Raw genomic sequence first — 19,484 nt, forward strand, 5'->3', positions numbered from 1 at the left:
AGTGCGCCAGTCGCGCTCAACTGAAGACAGGAGAATGAAATGCCACGTCGTCGCGAAGTCCCCAAACGGGAAATCTTGCCAGATCCAAAGTTCGGTAACACTGATGTTGCCAAGTTCGTTAACGTGCTGATGCTGTCGGGTAAAAAATCCGTTGCAGAAAACATCATCTACGGCGCCTTCGAGCACATCAAGCAGAAGTCGGGCAAAGATCCGTTGGAAGTGTTCGCTACCGCGATCAACAACGCCAAGCCTATGGTTGAAGTAAAATCGCGTCGCGTCGGCGGCGCCAACTATCAGGTGCCAGTCGAAGTGCGTCCAGTGCGTCGTATGGCTCTGTCCATGCGCTGGCTGCGTGAAGCTGCCAACAAGCGCAGCGAAAAGTCGATGCCACAGCGCCTTGGTGGCGAACTGATGGAAGCGGCTGAAATGCGTGGCGGCGCCATGAAGCGTCGTGACGAAGTTCACCGCATGGCAGAAGCGAACAAGGCGTTCTCGCACTTCCGCTTCTAAATAATCGGCCAAGTCCTGAAAGGGGTGCGGCCAAGGTATCTGTTGTTCGAGGCCGGGCTCATTTTGCAAAACAAATGGGGCTCGGTTTTGTCCATTCAAAGATTTAGGAATAATTATGGCACGCAAGACCCCCATTGAGCGCTACCGCAATATCGGTATCTCGGCTCACATCGACGCTGGTAAAACCACGACGACCGAGCGCGTCCTGTTCTACACGGGCGTGAACCACAAGATCGGCGAAGTGCATGATGGCGCGGCCACCATGGACTGGATGGAGCAGGAGCAGGAACGCGGTATCACGATTACCTCGGCTGCAACGACTTGCTTCTGGAAAGGGATGGCTAACAATTTCCCTGAGCACCACATCAACATCATCGACACCCCGGGCCACGTTGACTTCACCATTGAAGTTGAACGCTCGATGCGCGTGCTCGACGGCGCCTGCATGGTTTACTGCGCAGTCGGCGGCGTGCAGCCACAGTCGGAAACCGTATGGCGTCAGGCCAACAAGTACAAAGTGCCACGTCTGGCCTTCGTGAACAAGATGGACCGTACCGGCGCCAACTTCTTCAAGGTCTACGAGCAGATGCGTGCGCGCCTGAAGGCAAACCCGATTCCCCTGCAGATTCCTATCGGCGCGGAAGAGAACTTCCTGGGCGTGGTCGATCTGGTCAAGATGAAAGCCGTGTACTGGGACGATGCGTCGCAGGGCATGAAATTCGACTACCGCGAAATCCCTGCAGAGCTGGCTGAGCAAGCCGCCGAGTGGCGCGAGAAAATGGTCGAAGCCGCTGCTGAAGCGACCGAAGAGCTGATGAACAAGTACTTGGAAGAAGGCGATCTGACGGAAGAAGAGATCAAGAAAGCCTTGCGTCAGCGTACTTTGGCATCGGAAATCGTGCCGATGATGTGCGGTACCGCCTTCAAAAACAAGGGCGTACAAGCCATGCTGGACGGCGTGATTGAATACCTGCCGTCGCCAGTCGACATCAAGCCAGTTCAAGGCATGGATGAAGACGACCAGCCGGTCACGCGTAAAGCCGACGACAACGAGAAATTCGCTGCGCTGGCATTCAAGATCATGACCGACCCATTCGTGGGCCAGCTGATCTTCTTCCGCGTGTATTCGGGCACGATCAAGTCGGGCGACACTGTCTACAATCCGATCAAGAACAAGAAAGAACGTCTTGGCCGTATTCTGCAGATGCACGCTAACCAGCGCGAAGAAATCAAGGAAGTGCACGCTGGCGATATCGCCGCTGCAGTGGGCCTGAAAGACGCGACCACGGGCGAAACCCTGTGCGATCCATCGTCGATCATCACCCTGGAAAAAATGGTATTCCCTGAGCCGGTGATTCAGCAGGCAGTTGAGCCGAAAACCAAGGCTGACCAGGAAAAAATGGGCCTGGCGCTGAACCGCCTGGCACAGGAAGATCCTTCGTTCCGCGTGAAAACCGATGAAGAATCGGGCCAGACCATCATCGGTGGTATGGGCGAGCTGCACCTGGAAATTATCGTTGACCGCATGAAGCGCGAATTCGGCGTGGAAGCCACCGTGGGTAAACCACAGGTTGCTTATCGCGAAACGATTCGCAAAGTGTGCGAAGAGTCCGAAGGTAAATTCGTCAAGCAGTCGGGTGGTCGTGGTCAGTACGGTCACGTGGTTCTGAAGATCGAGCCGCAAGAGCCGGGCAAGGGCTTCGAATTCGTTGACGCCATCAAAGGCGGTACGGTTCCACGCGAATACATCCCTGCAGTTGAAAAGGGTGTGCGCGGTACCTTGAACAGCGGTGTGATGGCTGGTTACCCAGTCGTCGACGTCAAAGTCACGCTGTTCTTCGGTTCGTACCACGATGTTGACTCGAACGAAAACGCGTTCCAGATGGCCGCTTCGATGGCTTTCAAAGATGGTTGCCGCAAAGCATCGCCAGTCATCCTCGAGCCAATGATGGCCGTGGAAGTGGAAACGCCGGAAGACTACGCCGGTACCGTGATGGGCGACTTGTCGTCCCGCCGCGGTATGGTGCAGGGCATGGACGAAATCCCAGGCGGCGGTGGCAAGATCATCAAAGCTGAAGTGCCTCTGTCGGAAATGTTCGGTTACTCGACCTCGCTGCGTTCCGCAACGCAAGGCCGTGCGACCTACACGATGGAATTCAAGCACTATTCGGAAGCGCCTAAGCACGTGACCGACGCGATCATCACTGCAAAAGCCAAGTAATTTAAATTCGGATCGGGGCTGGTCCCCGATCTGCATCACATAGCAATTAAAGGAAGAGCAAAATGGCAAAAGGTAAATTCGAACGGACCAAGCCGCACGTCAACGTCGGCACCATTGGTCACGTCGACCACGGCAAAACGACCCTGACGGCTGCAATCGCTACCGTTCTGTCGAAGAAATTCGGCGGCGAAGCTAAAGCATACGACCAGATCGATGCTGCACCAGAAGAAAAAGCGCGCGGTATCACCATCAACACCGCCCACGTCGAGTACGAAACGGCTGCCCGTCACTACGCGCACGTTGACTGCCCAGGCCACGCCGACTACATCAAAAACATGATTACCGGTGCTGCCCAGATGGACGGCGCGATCCTGGTTTGCTCCGCAGCTGACGGCCCAATGCCACAGACCCGCGAGCACATCCTGCTGGCCCGTCAAGTTGGCGTTCCATACATCATCGTGTTCCTGAACAAGTGCGACCTCGTCGATGACGAAGAGCTGCTGGAACTGGTTGAAATGGAAGTGCGTGAGTTGCTGTCGAAGTATGAATTCCCAGGCGACGACCTGCCAATCATCAAAGGTTCGGCGCGTATGGCACTGGAAGGCGACACTGGCCCAATGGGCGAGCAAGCCATCATGCAACTGGCCGATGCCCTGGACACCTACATCCCTGAACCAGAGCGCGCAATCGACGGCGCCTTCCTGATGCCAGTGGAAGACGTGTTCTCGATCTCGGGTCGCGGTACCGTGGTAACCGGTCGTGTTGAGCGCGGCGTCATCAAAGTCGGCGAAGAAATCGAAATCGTCGGCATCAAAGACACCGTCAAAACCATTTGCACCGGCGTGGAAATGTTCCGCAAGCTGCTGGACCAGGGTCAAGCTGGCGACAACGTTGGTCTGCTGCTGCGCGGCACCAAGCGTGAAGATGTGGAGCGGGGTCAAGTTCTGGCCAAGCCAGGTTCGATCAAGCCACACAACCATTTCACCGGCGAGATCTATGTGCTGTCGAAAGATGAGGGCGGTCGTCACACCCCATTCTTCAACAACTATCGCCCACAGTTCTACTTCCGTACGACTGACGTGACCGGTTCGATCGAATTGCCAGCAGACAAAGAAATGGTCATGCCAGGCGATAACGTGTCGATCACCGTCAAGCTGATCAACCCGATCGCAATGGAAGAAGGTCTGCGCTTCGCTATCCGTGAAGGCGGTCGTACCGTCGGCGCCGGCGTCGTTGCCAAGATCCTGAGCGACGGCAAGTAATTACCAAGGGCTGGTCCGCCAGCCTCAGGTAGTTCTGCTCTAGCAAAAAAGCTGGGGACCTGCGGGTCCCCAACTTGCAATTCCATAGTACAATCTCGATCCCCATATATTGCCGTGTGAAATTGCGCGGTTCGTTCTTTAGAGGAAATACCATGTCTAACCAGAAAATCCGCATCCGCCTGAAGGCGTTCGATTACAAACTGATCGACCAGTCCGCACTGGAAATCGTTGACACCGCGAAGCGCACCGGCGCCGTTGTCAAGGGCCCAGTACCACTGCCAACGCGCATTCAGCGTTTTGACGTCCTGCGTTCCCCGCACGTCAACAAAACCTCGCGCGACCAGTTCGAGATCCGCACCCACCAGCGCCTGATGGACATTGTCGACCCAACCGACAAAACCGTTGACGCACTGATGAAGCTGGACCTGCCAGCTGGCGTTGACGTCGAAATCAAGCTGCAATAAATATCAACCGGCGGAGAACTCTCCGCTGTTGAGTCACGGGCGGTACCGATCAATCGGTCCCGCCCGTGATGCGTTTACGTGCGTGTAAATCCGTCGTCGATCCAGTGCTCGCTGCCGACGCCGTGATGCACGAAAAACAGCCCGTCCGGATCATACTGTTGCTTGGCGCGCGCCAGCCGCGCGTAATTGCTGCCCCAGAACGCTTGCTGCCAATTCTTCAGGAAATAATCGCTTTCGGAAACATACGAGCCTGGGCTGGGCACGACCTGTCGGAGTGCGTCCGTGGCCCGTGCGATGGCTGCGGCGCGCTGCTGCATTTTATCGGCGCGCTCAGCCTGGCCTGGCATACCGGAGAACTGCGCTCTGCTGCCACCGGCAATGATCGCCAGCGCGAATGCATCGAGCACCGCCGGGTTCATCGCCGTGTCGCGTGCGGCGTCGATCTCGGGCTGCGCCGCGCCAGCCAATCCTTTGTTGAAATGCAAACCGACCGTCCAGTGACGCGTGCTTTCGAACAAAGCGTCGACCAGCGCGGCTTGCCTGTCGTCGGCCAGCAGTGTTGCGGGCAGCCAGGTGGAGTGGTAGCCGTGGACAAACCAGCCTGTATCGGTGACGTCGCCCGCCCACGAGAAATGATGCGGCGGCGCGTCGGCGCGTGGGTCGGCGCTGATCACGGCGGGCGCGTATTTTTTGAAAAACGCGGCGCTCCAGGTGTAGCGCGCCGGCATCGGCTGGGCGCTGAATGGCTTGGCGACGGTGTACTCCGGCTGCGTGTTCAGCCACGCAAGAAACGGTTCCCACGTCTGCTGTACCTGCTCTTTGTTCAGCCCCTGGAACACCATCGACACCTTCATCGTGTTGTCCGCATCAAAGCCGATTTGTTCGCCCCAATGCGGGTTGGCCAGCGCGGTGGCATAGAACGCCATCACCTTTGCGATCAGCGCCTTGAATGCCATGTCGGTCGCCGCTTGCACCTGCAAGCTTGCGCTTCCGATTGTTTCCGGCAAGTCGCGTGTGCGCAGTGTCAGCCGTGTGACGACGCCCATGCTGCCACCACCGCCGCCCTTCAGTGCCCAGAACAATTCCGGATTGGTGCACGCATTCGCAATGCAGACACTGCCGTCAGCGGTGACCACTTCCGCCTCGATCAGCCCGGCCGCTGCGGTGCCGTAGGCTTTCGAAAAGGAGCCGAAGCCGCCGCTCTGGACGAGGCCGGCCACGCCGACGGTGGTGCAGCCGCCGCCCTGCACATAGCGCCCCGCGCGCGTCGTGACGGCGTCATACGCATCGATCCACATCGCGCCGGCACCGATGCTCACCGCCGCTTGCGCCGTCTTGCAGCCCTGGGCAACAAACGCGTCGTGCAGCTGGATATCTTTCATCTGGCGCGTCCACACCAGCAGCGCGTCGGGCGCATTCGACGTGCCCTGGTAACTGTGGCCGCCGCCTTTGACGACCAGGCGCAGATTGTGGGTGCGTGCAAAATTGACAGCAGCGACGACATCCGCCGTGCTGCTGGCGGCCACGGCGTACGCGCTCGGCTGAGAAGTCCAGGCGCCGGCCCAGCCGCTGGTTTGCGTGAGGGCGGGCTGGTCGCCCACGGCAAACGGATTCTTCAGCGCGGCCAGGGCCTCGCTGCATGCAGGTGAGTCGGGCGCGGGTGCGCAGGCGGCAAAGGGCGCCGCGAGGTGCTGCAGGCGCCCACCCACGGCGCGCTTGAGTTGATCCCATGCCGCGCTCGACGGCCAGCCGGGCTGGCCCGGGCGAACGCGCGTGCGTGCACGGCGCGCGGCGCGGGCAAAGCTGGCGGGGTGTGCCAGCGAGATGATGGATAAACCTGCCGCCTTCAAAACAAATCGTCTTTGCACCCGACTGCTCCTGATATTTTTACATGATTGGAACACCAAATCACTTTGCCAAAGTGCTTACTGATCGTCTATTCTTGCATATTAGAAATGCAAGTCGCGAGATTATTTCGATATCATCGATTGGATATATGCATGCCGGTTTTTTCACCAGATAACTATCAGCTGATGGCCAATGCGGTGCTCGTCCTGCACGCGGCGATCGTCATCTTTGTCGTCGGTGGCTTGCTGGCCACCCTGTTGGGCGGCCTGTTGCACTGGACCTGGACGCGCAAGGTGTGGTTCCGGGCGGCGCACCTGGGCGCCATCGTCTTCGTCGTGTTCGAGTCGTGGCTGGGCATCGTCTGTCCGCTGACCACGCTGGAACAGTGGCTGCGCGTGCGCGCCGGGCAGGTGGTCTACGAAGGTGATTTCATCGCTTACTGGCTCACCAAAGGCATGTTTTTTACAGCGCCGGCATGGGTGTTCATTGCCGCGTATTCCGTGTTTGGCCTGCTGGTCGTGGTCAGCTGGATCTGGCTGCCGCCGCGGCGCCGCGCTGCCCCCACTTAAAGCAGAAGCCCCGATTTTTTTGTACCTCGACCGGCCTGAATTGCTCAGCGCCGAACTCAGCCAGCTCAGTACCATCTTGGAGTCGTCATGAAACTGTCGATCTGTTTGACCGCCTTTGCCATGAACCTGGCCAGCGCCGCGCCGGTGGACCGGCCCTGGACGCATTACAACAAGCTGCTGGAACTGGTCAGGATGGACAAGTTCTACGCGGCGCCGCTGGCCCAGCGTGACAAAGTCGTGATGCTGGGCGTGGTGCATCCGGACGATCCGGCCATGGCCGAAAAGGATGTCGTGTTCACCATCGTCAACGGCGCAGACCGAGTCCGCATCCAGGTGAGTGCGAACGGCGAATTCGAGGTACCGTTCAATCCGGCGTGGGTGAAGTCGGATCCGGAAGTGCTGACGACCGTCCCGGCCGGGCAGAAGGCAAAATTCACCTTCAATGCGGTGCCCGTCATGCCGCAGCGTACCCAGTTCGACTATGCCAGCCTGATGGGTGGCGTGGCGCAGGTGAATGCGCTGATCAAGGCGCAGGCCGGCATGCTGCGCTTCCTGATGCCGGACCTGGTCGGCGTGAAGCTGCAGTTTCGCAAAGAGTCGCACGCCACGGTGGTGCTGGGCGCCACCCGGATTGCGGCCGACGCCAACGGTCTCGTCAAGCTGCGTCTGGACAAGTCACTGCTTGCCGCGAATGTTCCCGTCACGCTGTCGGAGATTCCGGCAAGCACCGATTTTCTGCAAGACTGATTACCAGTCAAGCGTCAGCTTCCATGCTGCGCCGGTCGCGCTAACTGCAAATACAGGGGAGCGATGTATGGCGTCTCGTTGGGGGCCCTCGATCGCTCACGCGCGTGCTGTCGGCGTTGGCGCTTGACTCTGCGGGGTGCGCCCGTCAGACTGCATTGTCTATTCATATCCACGGGAGAAAACACCATGCAACGTATTGATATTGCCCTCCTGTCGGCCGCCTGATCGCGCCATTCCACACTGCGCAGTAGCCTTGTTTTAAGCCAGGTGGGTTGAGTCGCGCTTGATCGTGCGCCGGCTTCCGCTATGTCGTACCGCCGCGTTTTGCGCGGAGGCTGTGCTCGCCCACGTCGCGAGCTTTACGAACACGCCCATACACCCACCTCATGATCGACATCAATTTCGCATCTCTACGTCTTATCGGACTGACCCACACCATCACCAATGAACTCGTCACGTTTGCCGACGCCGCACCCGACGCGCGCCTGATGCGTGTTGCGGAAGTGCATCGCGACGCCATCGTGCTGCACGATGGCGCGCAAACCTGCCAGGCGCGCCAGCGTTCGCGCCTGCTGCAATCGCTGGACGCACAACAGACCAGCCTGGCCGTCGGCGACTGGGTCCTGGTCGACTGCGTCGCCGTTGGAACGCACTGGATCGGCGCGCGCATACCGCCGCAGACGCAGCTGGCCCGCCGCAGCGCCGACGGCAGCCGCCAGCCGCTCGCCAGCAACGTCGACACTGCCCTGCTGGTGATGGGGCTGGACCGCGACTTCAACCCGCGCCGGCTCGAGCGCTACATCGCGCTGGCGCATGCTGCCCTGGTTGACGCCGTGGTGGTGCTGACCAAAGCCGACATCGGCATTGCGGTTGATGAGCGGATGGCGCAGTTGCGCCAGCGCTTGCCGGCCAGCGTGCCGCTGATGGCGCTCAATGCGCTCGATGCGCAGCAGACCAGGTCGATGCTTGCGCCGTGGCTGGACGCGGGCCAGACCCTGGTGCTGCTCGGCTCATCCGGCGCGGGCAAGTCGACGCTGACCAACACGCTGTGCGCCAGCGCGCAGCCGACCGGTGGCGTGCGCAAAGGCGACGGGCGCGGGCGCCACACGACGACGGCGCGCTCGCTGCACCAATTCGCCGGCGGCGCTTGCATCATCGATACGCCCGGTTTGCGCAGCTGGCGTCTGGACGCCGAAGAGGATGCGCTGACGGCGGCCTTCGACGACATCGACGCGCTCGCGCGCAATTGTCAGTTCCGCGACTGCCACCATCAAGCCGAACCGGGCTGCGCGGTGCGCGACGCGGTCGATGCCGACCGGCTGTTCAACTATCACAAGCTTTTGCGGGAGGTGAGGCGCAGCCAGCAAACGCCGCTGGACCGGATCGCCGAGCGTGCCAAGTGGAAAGTGCTGCTGAAGACGGTCGGCCCGCGCAGCCGTAGCAAGCGCGCGTAATGCGAGCGCCGGTTCACGCCACCGCTCGTGTGCCTGTTCCGGCTAGAAGAAATAAAGGGGACGTCGGAGCGTTGCGCCGCAACCCCTAGTCTTTGGTGCCAGTCTTCCAGCGCATGCCGAAGCCGAAGCGGCGGTCCATCAGCTCGTGGGCGCTGGTACGGCCTTCCTGCTGGAAGTACTCGACCAGCTTGGTCACTTGCAGCTTGCCTGCCTGGTTGTCGATCATGGCGATCGCGCACATCATCTGCGAGCCGCCCTGATCGAGCCGCACTTCGATCGGCGCCTGGTTCGGTACCGCCATCGTCACGACGGCGTCCGTGGCGGACCAGTTCGGCACGCCCTCGTAGATGAAAGTGAAAATAATGGCGCGCTTGAACTGGTCGAAACGGTCGCCGTTGATGTAGAGATTTTCACCACCGGTGGCCGCACCCGTGCGGTCATCGGCTTCAAGCTGGATGAACGGCATGTTCTGAAAATCACCGAACGAGTTGCCCAGCGCCTGCACAATGCCCTTGCGGCCATCCATCATTTCGTACATGCAGCCGAGATCGAGGTCGATGCCGTTGCGGCCCTTGCGCGCGTTACTGACAGCGCCTGTGATGCGGGCCAGGAAGCCGGTCTTTTCCGGCGCTGGCGCGGCAGTAATCGACTGGTTCCAGTTCAAATTGACGTGGATGCGGCCGTACCCTTGCGCGCCGCGCTTGTCGAGCGACACCTTGTCGCCGCGCTTTTCCAGCGTGACTTTTGACAGCGAGATTTTAGAGGGCGCGGGTGCAGCCGGGGCCGGTGCCGCGGCCGGTGCCGTCGTCGCTCCGGCTTCACTGCCGCCGAAGTGCGCCAGCAATGCCGACAGGCCGCCATTGAATCCCTGGCCGACAGCACCGAAGCGCCATACGCCTTCCTTGCGATAGATGTTTGCCACGATGACAGCCTTTTCGTCGCCGAAGACAGCGGCGCTCAAAGGAAATTCGACCGCGCTGCCCAGCGTCAAACGGCTGGGGCCAATCGAACGCATGGTCGGCGCGCCGTCGATGGCAGCCACGAACACCAGTTGCGTGATCGCATCCGGCAGCGCATCGAGGTTGACGGCAAAGCGCGCCTTGCCCGACGCCAGGTCGAGTTTCACGGCGTCGCCGGGTGCGGCCAGCTGGTTATAAAACACCATGAAGCGTTCGTCGGACAGTTTTTCATTGGCGTCCAGGCCGAAGCAGGACACATCGACCGACGTGCCCGGGAGGGTGATATCCACCTCGACCGGGAATTGCGTGCCGCAGCCGAGGTCACTTAACTTGCCTTTTTGCCCGCGTGCGTATGTATTCACCAAGATTCCTTTTCGGTTTGACGTTGTTGCGTTGCGCTCGTTTCCGGATGGGCGCCGAACACGCGCGATTGTGCCACGGTACGTTCGGCCCAGGCGCGGTGCGTGGCCACTTCGCACATCGAATTATGCATGCGGAAGACGGCCGGCGCGTTCTCGTCGAGGATCGCGTGCGCGGCCTCCAGGTCTTGCGGTTTCACGCGGTAGTGCTGCTCGATCGGCGAGATTTGGGTCGGATGGATCGCGGTCTTCCCGACCATGCCATAGGCAATGTCTTCCAACACCTCTTCATCGAGCAGACCGGGCAGGTCGAGGTGTTCGAACACCGGCGCCGTCAAGGCAAAACCGTAGGGGCGGAAGGTGGTCACCAGGCGCGCAATGACCGGGCCCAGCGGCGTGCGATACAGCGTCATGGTGCGCGGACGGCGCAGGCCCAGCAGGGCGAGCAGATCGTTGCCGCCGATGCGCAGCGCCAGGATGCGGTTGCGCACGCCAGGCGCTTCCAGCACAGCGCGGAACTGCGTCATTTCCTCGTCGCTGAACACTTCCGCGGTTTCCAGCGTGGGCATCAGCAAATGCTCGGTGTCGCGCACCTGGCGGAAATAACTGTCGAAGTTGTGGCGCGTGGACTTGGGCAGCACGAAGCCGCGCAGCTTTTCAACGCCGGGCATGGCGAGTACGCGCGCCATCACCTCGGGGTTGCGCACGCGCACGAAGCGGTCGGCCGGTATGTCGTCGCGCATGTTTTCCAGCACCACAGACAGGTTGAACAGCGCCCAGCTCAGCTCGGCGTCGGACACAGAATCTTCGGTACAGAAAATCAGTGAACGCGCCTCGGTGACGCGTTCCCCGTTGGCGACCGCCAGCAGGTATTGATGGTTGGCTGGCACGTACAGCGACGCGCCCATTGACTTAAGCATCTATTGCACTCCGGATCAGGGAAACCGCGAAATAAGGAAGAGCAGCGTCAACTTGTACAGGGACGCCCTTTTCTTCCGCCAACAATATCAGATGTGCCACTTCCGGCGCGTCACAGTCGCGCACCACCAGCAGGCGGGGCGTACGGCGCAGCAGGACCCGGGTGGCTTCGCCGATGCCCGGCTTAACCAAATTGACATCCAGAATGCCATATTTTATTAGTGCATTGGCAATAAATTCGCGCGACACCCGGCCGGCGGCTTCCTTGTCGATCGGGGCCGCCGTTGCCAGGGCCATACCGCTGGCCTGCTGCACCAGCTGGTCGGCGAAATCTTGCGACTGATCGTGCGGCAAGAACTGGTCGTAGTAGACGCAGCCGTGGAAATCATCCGGGCCGATCGCGTCGTTCAAGATCGAACGGCTCACCAGGCCCGATACTGTCGCGTTCAGGATACTCGACGGAATCAGATAATCGTCACACGATGCGGCGCAAGCGGCCACGCCTGCCAGGTCGGACAGCACGTACAGGCCGTCGTCGATGGCGCTGCCGTGTTCGAGGTTGTAGTCGTTGATCGTGCTGGCCAGCTCGCGCGCGATGACGCCCTTGCCGGTCCAGCCGTCGACGAAGACGATCGATTCGGCGCTATGGCGCGCCAGGATGTGTTTCAGCGCGTTCCGGTCGATGCCGCGGTCGCGGATGATCGAGACCGAATAGTGGTTGCAAGATCGCCCCAGCACCTCGTTCAACAGGCGGCTGACGACCACGCCGACCGGCGTGCCGGCGCGCGCCAGCGAGACCAGCGTAATTTCGTCAGGACGACGGGCGGCGATCAGGCTGGCCAGGTGCAGGCAGTCGTGCGCCATGCGCGCGCCGTTGATGGCGCAGGCGGTGCGGAAGACGTCCAGGTAGCGCGGCGACGGCAGCGATTCCGGCGACAGCATCTCGCTGTAGTGGCGCTGGCCGGACTGGATCAGGCGCTCTTTCTCAGGGATATCGGTGAAGTCCTGCAGCGGCAGGGGCGTCAGCAGGAATTCCACGTCGCCTGGGCGGTAGCTGCCACTGAATGTCATAGGGCCTCCAGGGTCAGGCTGGCCAGTTGCGTGCGGCTCGGCACGATAGCGTAATCGCAGGCAGACATGAAGGCGGCATCGGCGCGGCTGTCGCCCATGCCGAAGCTCATGATGGCACCATGTTCCTTGCGCAATTGATCCATCACGTAGCGCACGGCGTGGGCTTTGTTCAGCGCCTTGGGCAAGACGGCGAAGTTGTTGCCGTTGCGGTGCAAATAGTAGGGTTTGTCGCCATCGTCCAGCCACGCTTGCGCCACCTCGCGCTCGAACGGGGCGAGCACGTCGGAGCGCTTCTGCGGATCCTTCAATACCAAATAGAAGGGCGTACCGCTGTCTTCGATCAGACGCGTGCGGCCACCGAAGCCGGTGGACACCGCGTAATCGTCGAGCAGCTTGGACAGTTCCTGCAGGCCGGGCAGGGCGACATGCATGGCGTCGTGCATCTGGTCGCGCCAGGCCGTGTCGACTGCGCCGCCGGGAGACAGGACCATGCCACCGTAGTTCAGTACGGCGTAGCTGGTGAACGGCAGCGCAACGCGGCTGAAGGCGTCGCGGTTGCGCGCGGTGGACGGGATCACCGTCATGCCATCCTGCACGAATGCGAAAAAGGCGCGCTGCAGCGCCGTCGTGTACGAGATCGGCAAGCCGTCCTTGAGAAAGGCGGCAGGCTCGAGGCCGTCGCTGGTGCGGCATTTTTCGAGTGACTGGAACAGCGTGTCGTCCAGGTCAGCAAACAGGAATTTCGGATACATAGGTTTCGTTCACAAAATGGAGGAGGCGGCCGTCGAGCAGGCGCGCGAGGTGCAGCAAAGCAGCGTTGGGGGCGGTCTCGTGGCAAATCAAAACATGGTCGTATTGCCCAGGCCTGACGTTGTAGAGGAAATTGCCCACGCCTTCGCCGTAGTTGTCAGGAAAGGCGAGGGCGCTGGCCACCGCGCCCCAGACCAGCACCGGCGAGCGTGTCGTCGATTGCACGACCACATCGAAGCCGCCTTGCTCCAGGCCCGCGGCCAGCAGTGCCGGCGCATGCATGAACTCGCCTGTGCCGAGCACGAGGACGGACGCGCCAGGGTTCAGGCTGGCGGCAACGTCGTCGGCCGGCGCCGGCGCCAGCGGGCGATTGATGCCGAGGCGGCCGAACGCCGTGCTGGCGCCGCGGTCGGCGCTCGGATCGAATAATTGCGCCGGCAGTGGCGTGGCGACCGCTGCGCCCGCTTCAAAGCGGTATTCGCCGCTGACCAGCGCGCCCAGCGTGACCGGCAAGCCAAAGCGCGCGGTCAATTGTTCGGTGGCCTGTTCACCCATGAAATTGATGATGGTCGACAGGTGCACTTGTGACAGGTGCGGGTTGATACGGCGACATGCGTTCGACAGGTTCAGGAACGTGTTACCGGTGCTGGCTTCATCGTCCACCAGGACCAGCGTGCCGGCCGTTTCCAGCAGCGCGCGCTGGGCAGCGTCCTGCGGCATATGTAAAAACTGGCGCGGCGCGTGGCTGTGCGCTTCTTCGAATTCGATGATGGGCGTGGTGCCGACCCGATAACGCGAGGTATGGATGAACAGCGCGTCGCGGCCCGGGTTGGCGCGCAGCCAGGCTTCGAACACGCCCTGGCCGAGGCCGATTGCCGTTTCGGCCATGGCGATGAACACCACCGGTCCTATGCTGGCCGGCACGTTCGCAGCCATGCGCGCGTGAATCGATTGCATCACGGATGGTTTTACGGGCCAATGTTTTCCCAGCACCTTGCTGAGGAACAGGAAGCCGCGCTTGGCATTCGCGCGCGCGGCAAAGCCGAGCAGCGTGTCGAGCTCAGCTTCTCCCTGCGTCAGCCGGATTTCCAGCGCGCCGGTCGGTAAGGAAATCTGCCTCACGCCAGCTCCACTGCGCTGGTCAGCTCGGTGACGCGGATGCCGTCGCGCACGGGCGGGATGGTCACGCTGTCAAAGCCGTCGGCAAAGCCGCACAGGGCGATCCATGGCAAGTTGGGGCCGGCCACGCAGGCCATGCCGATGCCGCCCGACATGCGCGGATTGATTTCGAGCAGGCGCAAGCTACCCGCACCTTCGCGGAACTGGGCATTGAACATGCCACTCAAACCATAGATGCGACACAGTTCGGCGGTGGCGGCCAGGATGTCTTCGCGCATGTCGATCAGTTGGCCGCGCCCGGCCTGCATTGGCTTCTTGCGGGCAATCGCGGTGACCAGGCGGCCGTTGTCGCCGACGCTGTCGACGCTGTATTCGTGGCCGTCGAGGTATTCCATCAGCAGCATGGTGCGCACGGACCCGAGCTCACCCAGGCCGCGGCGGAAATCCTGCAGGCCGGTGTGATACTCGACGCCTTCTATTAGTAGTGCGGCGCTGCTGCGCTCTTCGTCGAGGATGGCAAAGCCCAGGCCGAACACCGAGTTCGACGGTTTGACGCACAGTTTGGCGTGGCGCGGGCGCAGTTCGGCGTAGATGGCGTCGAACTGCTCCAGGGTTTCGAATGGGGCGAATTCGGCGACCGGCGCGCCATCGAGCACGGTTTCCGCGTAGAAGCGGGCCTTGTCGTGGATCGTGGTCAACGCTGCATGCGAGCCGACTGAATAAATGCGCGTGCCGATGGCAGCAAAGCGGTCCAGTTCCAGGGCCAGGCGCGTGGCGCCCTTGCCAGGGATAAAGATGTCGATGCGGTGTTCGACGCAGAACGCCAGGCACCAGTCGATGTACGCATCGGTATCAAGGCCGGTCGGTTCGACCATGAACTGATGGGCGACGCGCCCGGCGGGGGAGTGCGGATTCGGGTTGCTGTGAATGACGTGGAAACGATTTGCCGTGTCCGCTTCACGGATCAGTTTGATCGCGGTGTAGACGGAAGAGAAGGTCCTGTTGAACCAGACGCGCATGGGATAGCCTTGTGACAATAATGATGGACGTTTGGCAGCATACAGGAAGACAGATGGAAAAACGCTAACTACGGTATGGGTAAAACGGGGTCCTGGCGCGCCTGATATGGCAGTGAATGGTTGGCTTGTGGTTTGTCGTCAATTGCGCCGTACAAACAACGACATACCCCCAACTTATGTGTTGCGTCAACCCCTTTAGCGGGATATACTAGCCGGCTTCGGTATGGATTCGTCCGTTTTGAATCCGTCCTTTACTTGGTAGTTAAACAAAGCCCCGCCCAATCGCAGGTGGGAATGGAGAAAAAATGAGCCTAGGCCTTCTCGGTCGCAAGGTTGGTATGATGCGCATCTTCACGGATGAAGGGGACTCGATCCCAGTTACCGTGCTCGACGTATCGAACAATCGTGTTGCGCAAGTCAAAACTCCTGAAACAGACGGTTACTCCGCTGTTCAGGTCGCATTCGGTCAACGTCGCGCTTCCCGCGTGACCAAGGCAGTTGCGGGTCACCACGCTAAAGCAGGCGTGGAAGCCGGTACGATGCTGAAAGAATTCCGCGTCGACGCCGCCAAAGCCGCAGAACTGAAAACCGGTGACATCGTCGCCGCGTCGCTGTTCGAAGTCGGTCAAAAAATCGACGTGCAAGGTACCTCGATCGGTAAGGGTTACGCTGGTACCATCAAGCGTCACAACTTCGCCTCGGGTCGTGCATCGCACGGTAACTCGCGTTCGCACAACGTACCAGGTTCGATCGGTATGGCGCAGGATCCAGGTCGCGTGTTCCCTGGTAAGCGCATGACCGGTCACATGGGTGATGTCACTGTTACCACCCAAAACCTCGAGATCGCCCGTATCGATGCCGACCGTCAGTTGCTGATGGTTAAAGGCGCCGTACCCGGCGCGAAAAATGGCCAGGTGGTGGTATCGCCAGCGGTCAAAGTTAAAGCACAGAAGGGAGCTTAAACGATGGAACTCAAGCTTCTGAATGAGCAAGGACAAGCAGGCTCGAACGTTGCCGCCGCCGATGAAGTTTTCGGTCGTGATTACAACGAAGCCCTGATTCACCAGATCGTGGTTGCCTATGCAGCGAACGCCCGTAGCGGCAATCGCAAGCAGAAGGACCGCGAAGAAGTCCACCACACGACGAAAAAGCCATGGCGCCAAAAAGGTACCGGCCGCGCTCGTGCTGGTATGTCGTCGTCGCCTCTGTGGCGTGGCGGTGGACGCATCTTCCCGAACTCGCCTGACGAGAACTTCACCCACAAAGTGAACAAGAAGATGTATCGCGCCGGTATCTGCTCGATCCTGTCGCAACTGGCCCGCGAAGAGCGCCTGGTTGTGGTTGAGTCGATCACGCTGGAAGCCCCAAAAACCAAGCTGCTGTCGCAGAAACTGGTTGGCATGGGCCTCGAGTCGGTCATGATCATCACCGATACGCTGGAAGAAAACCTGCTGCTGGCATCGCGCAACCTGCCTAACGTGCTGGTTGTTGAGCCGAAGCACGCCGATCCAATGTCGCTGGTGTTCTACAAAAAAATCGTGGTCACCAAAGCAGCACTGGCCATGATCGAGGAGATGTTCGCATGAGCGCCGTCATGAAATTCAGCGAAGAGCGCCTGATGAAGGTGCTCCAGGCTCCGGTCATTTCCGAAAAAGCGACCATGGTCGCGGAAAAGAACGAACAGATCGTGTTCCGTGTATTGCCGGACGCGACCAAGCCTGAAATCAAGGCAGCCGTTGAACTCCTGTTCAAGGTTGAAGTCCTGTCGGTTCAGACAGCCAATCGCGAAGGTAAGGCAAAGCGTTCGGGCCGTTTCAACGGTCGTCGCAACCATACCAAGCGTGCTTTCGTGTGCCTGAAGCCTGGCCAGGAAATCAATTTTGTCGAGGAGGCTAAATAATGGCACTCGTTAAGATGAAACCAACCTCACCAGGCCGTCGTGGCATGGTGAAAGTTGTGAACCCAGACCTGTACAAAGGTCGTCCGTTCGCAGCCCTGGTTGAAAAGAAATCGAAAACTGCCGGCCGTAACAACAACGGCCACATCACTACCCGTCACATCGGTGGTGGTCACAAGCAGCACTACCGTCTGATCGATTTTAAACGTCAGAAGGATGGCATCCCTGCCAAGGTCGAGCGTATTGAATACGATCCGAACCGCACCGCGAACATTGCACTGCTGTGCTACGCGGACGGTGAGCGTCAGTACATCATCGCCACCAAAAACATGGCTGTCGGCGATAGCGTCATGAACGGTTCGGAAGCGCCGATCAAGTCGGGTAACTGCCTGCCAATCCGTAACATCCCGGTCGGTACCGTGATGCATTGCGTCGAAATGCTGCCAGGTAAGGGTGCCCAGATGGCCCGTACCGCCGGCGCCGGCGTTGTGCTGATGGCCCGTGAAGGCACCTACGCTCAGGTTCGCCTGCGTTCGGGTGAAGTGCGTCGCGTGCACATTGAGTGCCGCGCCACCGTAGGCGAAGTCGGCAATGCCGAACACAGCCTGCGCAAGATCGGTAAAGCAGGTGCGATGCGTTGGCGTGGTGTTCGTCCTACCGTTCGCGGTGTGGTCATGAACCCGGTCGATCACCCGCACGGTGGTGGTGAAGGTAAGACCGCAGCTGGTCGTCACCCGGTATCGCCATGGGGTCAACAGACGAAGGGTAAGAAGACACGCCGTAACAAGCGTACTACTTCGATGATCGTCTCGCGCCGCGGCAAGAAATAAGGGATAAGACATGACACGTTCATTGAAAAAAGGGCCGTTCACGGACGCCCACCTGGTTAAAAAAGTCGAAACCGCGCAAGCGAACAAAGACAAAAAGCCAGTAAAAACCTGGTCGCGCCGCTCGACGATCACGCCTGACTTCATCGGCCTGACCATCGCGGTTCACAACGGCAAGCTCCACGTGCCAGTGTATGTTTCCGAGAATATGGTTGGTCACAAGCTCGGCGAATTCGCACTGACCCGCACGTTCAAGGGCCATGCCGCTGACAAGAAGGCGAAGAAATAATGGAAACTAAAGCTATCCTCAAAGGTGTGCGCCTGTCGGACCAAAAAGGCCGCCTGGTTGCTGACCTGATCCGTGGCAAGAAAGTCGGCGCTGCACTCGACATTCTGCAATTTAGCCCGAAGAAGGGTGCGACCATCATCAAGAAGGTTCTGGAGTCCGCAATTGCGAACGCAGAACACAATGACGGCGCCGATATCGACGAGTTGAAAATTGTCCAGATCTACGTTGAAAAGGGTCCTATCCTGAAGCGCTTTACTGCACGCGCTAAAGGCCGGGGTGATCGTATCTCGAAACAATCCTGTCACATCTACGTGACCGTTGGTAACTAAGGGGTCACGATGGGACAGAAGATTCATCCAACAGGCTTTCGCCTGTCAGTAACCCGTAATTGGGCCTCGCGTTGGTACGCTGGCAATGGCAACTTTGCCGCCATGCTCAACGAAGACCTGAAAGCACGTGCTTACCTGAAAAAGAAACTGAAGAACGCTTCGGTTGGCCGCATCGTCATCGAGCGTCCTGCCAAGAACGCGCGCTTCACGATCTACAGCTCGCGTCCGGGCGTGGTTATCGGTAAAAAAGGCGAGGACATCGAAGTACTGAAGTCCGCGCTGACCAAGATCATGGGCGTGCCAGTGCACGTCAATATCGAGGAAATCCGCAAGCCGGAAATCGATTCGCAGCTGATCGCCGATTCGATCTCGCAGCAGCTGGAAAAGCGCATTATGTTCCGCCGCGCAATGAAGCGCGCGATGCAGAACGCCATGCGCCTGGGCGCCCTCGGCATCAAGATCATGTCGTCGGGTCGTCTGAACGGCATCGAGATTGCTCGTACCGAATGGTATCGCGAAGGCCGTGTGCCACTTCACACCCTGCGCGCTGACATCGACTACGGCACCAGCGAAGCATCGACCACGTACGGCATCATCGGCGTCAAGGTCTGGGTATACAAAGGTGACCGCTCGCCTACCGGCGAAGCACCAGTCATCGATACCCCGGCTGAAGACAAGAAGAGCCGTGGCCCACGCCGCGACGACGGCAAACCAGGTGGACGTCCGCGTCCAGCCGGCCCAGGCGGCGCCCCAGGCGGCCGTGCTCCAGCAGCACCGCTCGTCAAAGCTCGCCCAGCCGTCAAGCTGCCTGTTTCAGCACCAGCAGCGCCAGTCGCTGCCGCTGAACCAGCTGAGAAAGCAGGAGAATAACC

21 protein-coding genes are annotated in these 19,484 nt (G+C 60.0%); 14 read left to right on the top strand and 7 right to left on the bottom strand.

What is annotated here, in order from left to right; genetic code table 11:
- Positions 1-39: 39 nt before the first annotated feature.
- The 4 genes from rpsG (at position 40) to rpsJ (ending at position 4,457) form a co-directional block, all read left to right on the top strand.
- Positions 40-510, top strand: coding sequence for a 30S ribosomal protein S7 (gene rpsG, locus V6M87_RS16370; RefSeq protein ID WP_332877719.1), 471 nt, complete (start codon positions 40-42; stop codon positions 508-510).
- Between the two features lie 115 nt (positions 511-625).
- Entirely contained in the window at positions 626-2,731 is a 2,106-nt protein-coding gene (fusA, locus tag V6M87_RS16375) for an elongation factor G (RefSeq protein ID WP_332877720.1), read from the top strand.
- A 62-nt stretch (positions 2,732-2,793) separates the two neighbouring features.
- Positions 2,794-3,993: an elongation factor Tu gene (gene tuf / locus V6M87_RS16380; RefSeq protein WP_332877721.1), complete on the top strand. Its 1,200-nt coding sequence runs from the start codon at positions 2,794-2,796 to the stop codon at positions 3,991-3,993.
- Positions 3,994-4,145: 152 nt separating this feature from the next.
- The gene (gene rpsJ / locus V6M87_RS16385) at positions 4,146-4,457 is read left to right on the top strand and encodes a 30S ribosomal protein S10 (protein WP_047826129.1); all 312 of its coding nucleotides are present in this window, start codon (positions 4,146-4,148) and stop codon (positions 4,455-4,457) included.
- A 74-nt stretch (positions 4,458-4,531) separates the two neighbouring features.
- On the opposite strand, the gene V6M87_RS16390 is transcribed toward rpsJ, so the two are convergent.
- Complete coding sequence (locus V6M87_RS16390; RefSeq protein ID WP_332877722.1) at positions 4,532-6,325, bottom strand: FAD-binding oxidoreductase; 1,794 nt, start codon at positions 6,323-6,325, stop codon at positions 4,532-4,534.
- Between the two features lie 132 nt (positions 6,326-6,457).
- Between V6M87_RS16390 and V6M87_RS16395 the strand changes: the two genes are divergently transcribed.
- From V6M87_RS16395 to rsgA, 3 genes are all read left to right on the top strand, one after another.
- Positions 6,458-6,874 (top strand): DUF2784 domain-containing protein, encoded by a 417-nt coding sequence (locus V6M87_RS16395; RefSeq protein ID WP_332877723.1) that lies wholly within the window; start codon positions 6,458-6,460, stop codon positions 6,872-6,874.
- An 87-nt stretch (positions 6,875-6,961) separates the two neighbouring features.
- The gene (locus V6M87_RS16400; protein ID WP_332877724.1) at positions 6,962-7,621 is read left to right on the top strand and encodes a DUF2987 domain-containing protein; all 660 of its coding nucleotides are present in this window, start codon (positions 6,962-6,964) and stop codon (positions 7,619-7,621) included.
- A 386-nt stretch (positions 7,622-8,007) separates the two neighbouring features.
- The gene (gene rsgA / locus V6M87_RS16405; RefSeq protein WP_332877725.1) at positions 8,008-9,075 is read left to right on the top strand and encodes a ribosome small subunit-dependent GTPase A; all 1,068 of its coding nucleotides are present in this window, start codon (positions 8,008-8,010) and stop codon (positions 9,073-9,075) included.
- An 85-nt stretch (positions 9,076-9,160) separates the two neighbouring features.
- Here the strand turns inward: rsgA and V6M87_RS16410 are convergent, their stop codons facing one another.
- Genes V6M87_RS16410 through V6M87_RS16435 form a run of 6 tightly spaced genes read right to left on the bottom strand, consistent with a single transcriptional unit; the run spans position 9,161 to position 15,270 of the window.
- Positions 9,161-10,396: a TerD family protein gene (locus V6M87_RS16410; RefSeq protein ID WP_332877726.1), complete on the bottom strand. Its 1,236-nt coding sequence runs from the start codon at positions 10,394-10,396 to the stop codon at positions 9,161-9,163.
- Positions 10,393-11,313: an HpcH/HpaI aldolase/citrate lyase family protein gene (locus tag V6M87_RS16415; protein ID WP_332877727.1), complete on the bottom strand. Its 921-nt coding sequence runs from the start codon at positions 11,311-11,313 to the stop codon at positions 10,393-10,395. The genes V6M87_RS16410 and V6M87_RS16415 overlap by 4 nt, the downstream gene beginning before the upstream one ends.
- Positions 11,306-12,382 carry a cysteine protease StiP family protein gene (locus tag V6M87_RS16420; RefSeq protein ID WP_332877728.1) on the bottom strand — a complete coding sequence of 359 codons (1,077 nt, stop codon included), beginning with the start codon at positions 12,380-12,382 and terminating at the stop codon, positions 11,306-11,308. The genes V6M87_RS16415 and V6M87_RS16420 overlap by 8 nt, the downstream gene beginning before the upstream one ends.
- Positions 12,379-13,134, bottom strand: coding sequence for a hypothetical protein (locus V6M87_RS16425; protein ID WP_332877729.1), 756 nt, complete (start codon positions 13,132-13,134; stop codon positions 12,379-12,381). Before V6M87_RS16425 ends, V6M87_RS16420 begins: the two co-directional genes overlap by 4 nt.
- The gene (locus V6M87_RS16430) at positions 13,109-14,254 is read right to left on the bottom strand and encodes a phosphoribosyltransferase domain-containing protein (protein ID WP_332877730.1); all 1,146 of its coding nucleotides are present in this window, start codon (positions 14,252-14,254) and stop codon (positions 13,109-13,111) included. The genes V6M87_RS16425 and V6M87_RS16430 overlap by 26 nt, the downstream gene beginning before the upstream one ends.
- Positions 14,251-15,270: an ATP-grasp domain-containing protein gene (locus V6M87_RS16435; RefSeq protein WP_332877731.1), complete on the bottom strand. Its 1,020-nt coding sequence runs from the start codon at positions 15,268-15,270 to the stop codon at positions 14,251-14,253. The genes V6M87_RS16430 and V6M87_RS16435 overlap by 4 nt, the downstream gene beginning before the upstream one ends.
- A gap of 305 nt (positions 15,271-15,575) precedes the next feature.
- Between V6M87_RS16435 and rplC the strand changes: the two genes are divergently transcribed.
- From rplC to rpsC, 7 genes are read left to right on the top strand one after another with little or no spacing between them, the layout of a single operon-like run.
- Positions 15,576-16,232 carry a 50S ribosomal protein L3 gene (gene rplC / locus V6M87_RS16440; RefSeq protein ID WP_332877732.1) on the top strand — a complete coding sequence of 219 codons (657 nt, stop codon included), beginning with the start codon at positions 15,576-15,578 and terminating at the stop codon, positions 16,230-16,232.
- A 3-nt stretch (positions 16,233-16,235) separates the two neighbouring features.
- Positions 16,236-16,856, top strand: coding sequence for a 50S ribosomal protein L4 (gene rplD / locus V6M87_RS16445; RefSeq protein WP_332877733.1), 621 nt, complete (start codon positions 16,236-16,238; stop codon positions 16,854-16,856).
- On the top strand, positions 16,853-17,170 hold the full coding sequence (gene rplW, locus V6M87_RS16450) for a 50S ribosomal protein L23 (RefSeq protein WP_332877734.1): 318 nt from the start codon (positions 16,853-16,855) through the stop codon (positions 17,168-17,170). The genes rplD and rplW overlap by 4 nt, the downstream gene beginning before the upstream one ends.
- A complete protein-coding gene (rplB, locus tag V6M87_RS16455; RefSeq protein ID WP_332877735.1) occupies positions 17,170-17,997 on the top strand; it encodes a 50S ribosomal protein L2 in 828 nt (275 codons plus the stop codon). The genes rplW and rplB overlap by 1 nt, the downstream gene beginning before the upstream one ends.
- Positions 17,998-18,007: 10 nt before the next feature.
- Positions 18,008-18,283, top strand: a complete 276-nt coding sequence (gene rpsS / locus V6M87_RS16460) for a 30S ribosomal protein S19 (RefSeq protein WP_025603566.1) — start codon at positions 18,008-18,010, stop codon at positions 18,281-18,283.
- Complete coding sequence (gene rplV / locus V6M87_RS16465; protein ID WP_180279404.1) at positions 18,280-18,612, top strand: 50S ribosomal protein L22; 333 nt, start codon at positions 18,280-18,282, stop codon at positions 18,610-18,612. Before rpsS ends, rplV begins: the two co-directional genes overlap by 4 nt.
- 9 nt (positions 18,613-18,621) lie before the next feature.
- Positions 18,622-19,482, top strand: a complete 861-nt coding sequence (gene rpsC, locus V6M87_RS16470) for a 30S ribosomal protein S3 (RefSeq protein ID WP_332877736.1) — start codon at positions 18,622-18,624, stop codon at positions 19,480-19,482.
- The last annotated feature ends 2 nt before the right edge of the window (positions 19,483-19,484 follow it).

Source organism: Massilia sp. S19_KUP03_FR1, assembly GCF_036688685.1.
Classification (GTDB): Bacteria; Pseudomonadota; Gammaproteobacteria; order Burkholderiales; family Burkholderiaceae_D; genus JALYUM01.

What these genes read in the sequence shown, in the direction of transcription:
- rpsG (WP_332877719.1), top strand. Translation starts at nt 40, where the DNA reads ATGCCACGTCGTCGCGAAGTCCCCAAACGGGAAATCTTGCCAGATCCA.
- fusA (WP_332877720.1), top strand. Translation starts at nt 626, where the DNA reads ATGGCACGCAAGACCCCCATTGAGCGCTACCGCAATATCGGTATCTCG.
- tuf (WP_332877721.1), top strand. Translation starts at nt 2,794, where the DNA reads ATGGCAAAAGGTAAATTCGAACGGACCAAGCCGCACGTCAACGTCGGC.
- rpsJ (WP_047826129.1), top strand. Translation starts at nt 4,146, where the DNA reads ATGTCTAACCAGAAAATCCGCATCCGCCTGAAGGCGTTCGATTACAAA.
- V6M87_RS16395 (WP_332877723.1), top strand. Translation starts at nt 6,458, where the DNA reads ATGCCGGTTTTTTCACCAGATAACTATCAGCTGATGGCCAATGCGGTG.
- V6M87_RS16400 (WP_332877724.1), top strand. Translation starts at nt 6,962, where the DNA reads ATGAAACTGTCGATCTGTTTGACCGCCTTTGCCATGAACCTGGCCAGC.
- rsgA (WP_332877725.1), top strand. Translation starts at nt 8,008, where the DNA reads ATGATCGACATCAATTTCGCATCTCTACGTCTTATCGGACTGACCCAC.
- V6M87_RS16415 (WP_332877727.1), bottom strand. Translation starts at nt 11,313, where the DNA reads ATGCTTAAGTCAATGGGCGCGTCGCTGTACGTGCCAGCCAACCATCAA.
- V6M87_RS16420 (WP_332877728.1), bottom strand. Translation starts at nt 12,382, where the DNA reads ATGACATTCAGTGGCAGCTACCGCCCAGGCGACGTGGAATTCCTGCTG.
- V6M87_RS16425 (WP_332877729.1), bottom strand. Translation starts at nt 13,134, where the DNA reads ATGTATCCGAAATTCCTGTTTGCTGACCTGGACGACACGCTGTTCCAG.
- V6M87_RS16435 (WP_332877731.1), bottom strand. Translation starts at nt 15,270, where the DNA reads ATGCGCGTCTGGTTCAACAGGACCTTCTCTTCCGTCTACACCGCGATC.
- rplC (WP_332877732.1), top strand. Translation starts at nt 15,576, where the DNA reads ATGAGCCTAGGCCTTCTCGGTCGCAAGGTTGGTATGATGCGCATCTTC.
- rplD (WP_332877733.1), top strand. Translation starts at nt 16,236, where the DNA reads ATGGAACTCAAGCTTCTGAATGAGCAAGGACAAGCAGGCTCGAACGTT.
- rplW (WP_332877734.1), top strand. Translation starts at nt 16,853, where the DNA reads ATGAGCGCCGTCATGAAATTCAGCGAAGAGCGCCTGATGAAGGTGCTC.
- rplB (WP_332877735.1), top strand. Translation starts at nt 17,170, where the DNA reads ATGGCACTCGTTAAGATGAAACCAACCTCACCAGGCCGTCGTGGCATG.
- rpsS (WP_025603566.1), top strand. Translation starts at nt 18,008, where the DNA reads ATGACACGTTCATTGAAAAAAGGGCCGTTCACGGACGCCCACCTGGTT.
- rpsC (WP_332877736.1), top strand. Translation starts at nt 18,622, where the DNA reads ATGGGACAGAAGATTCATCCAACAGGCTTTCGCCTGTCAGTAACCCGT.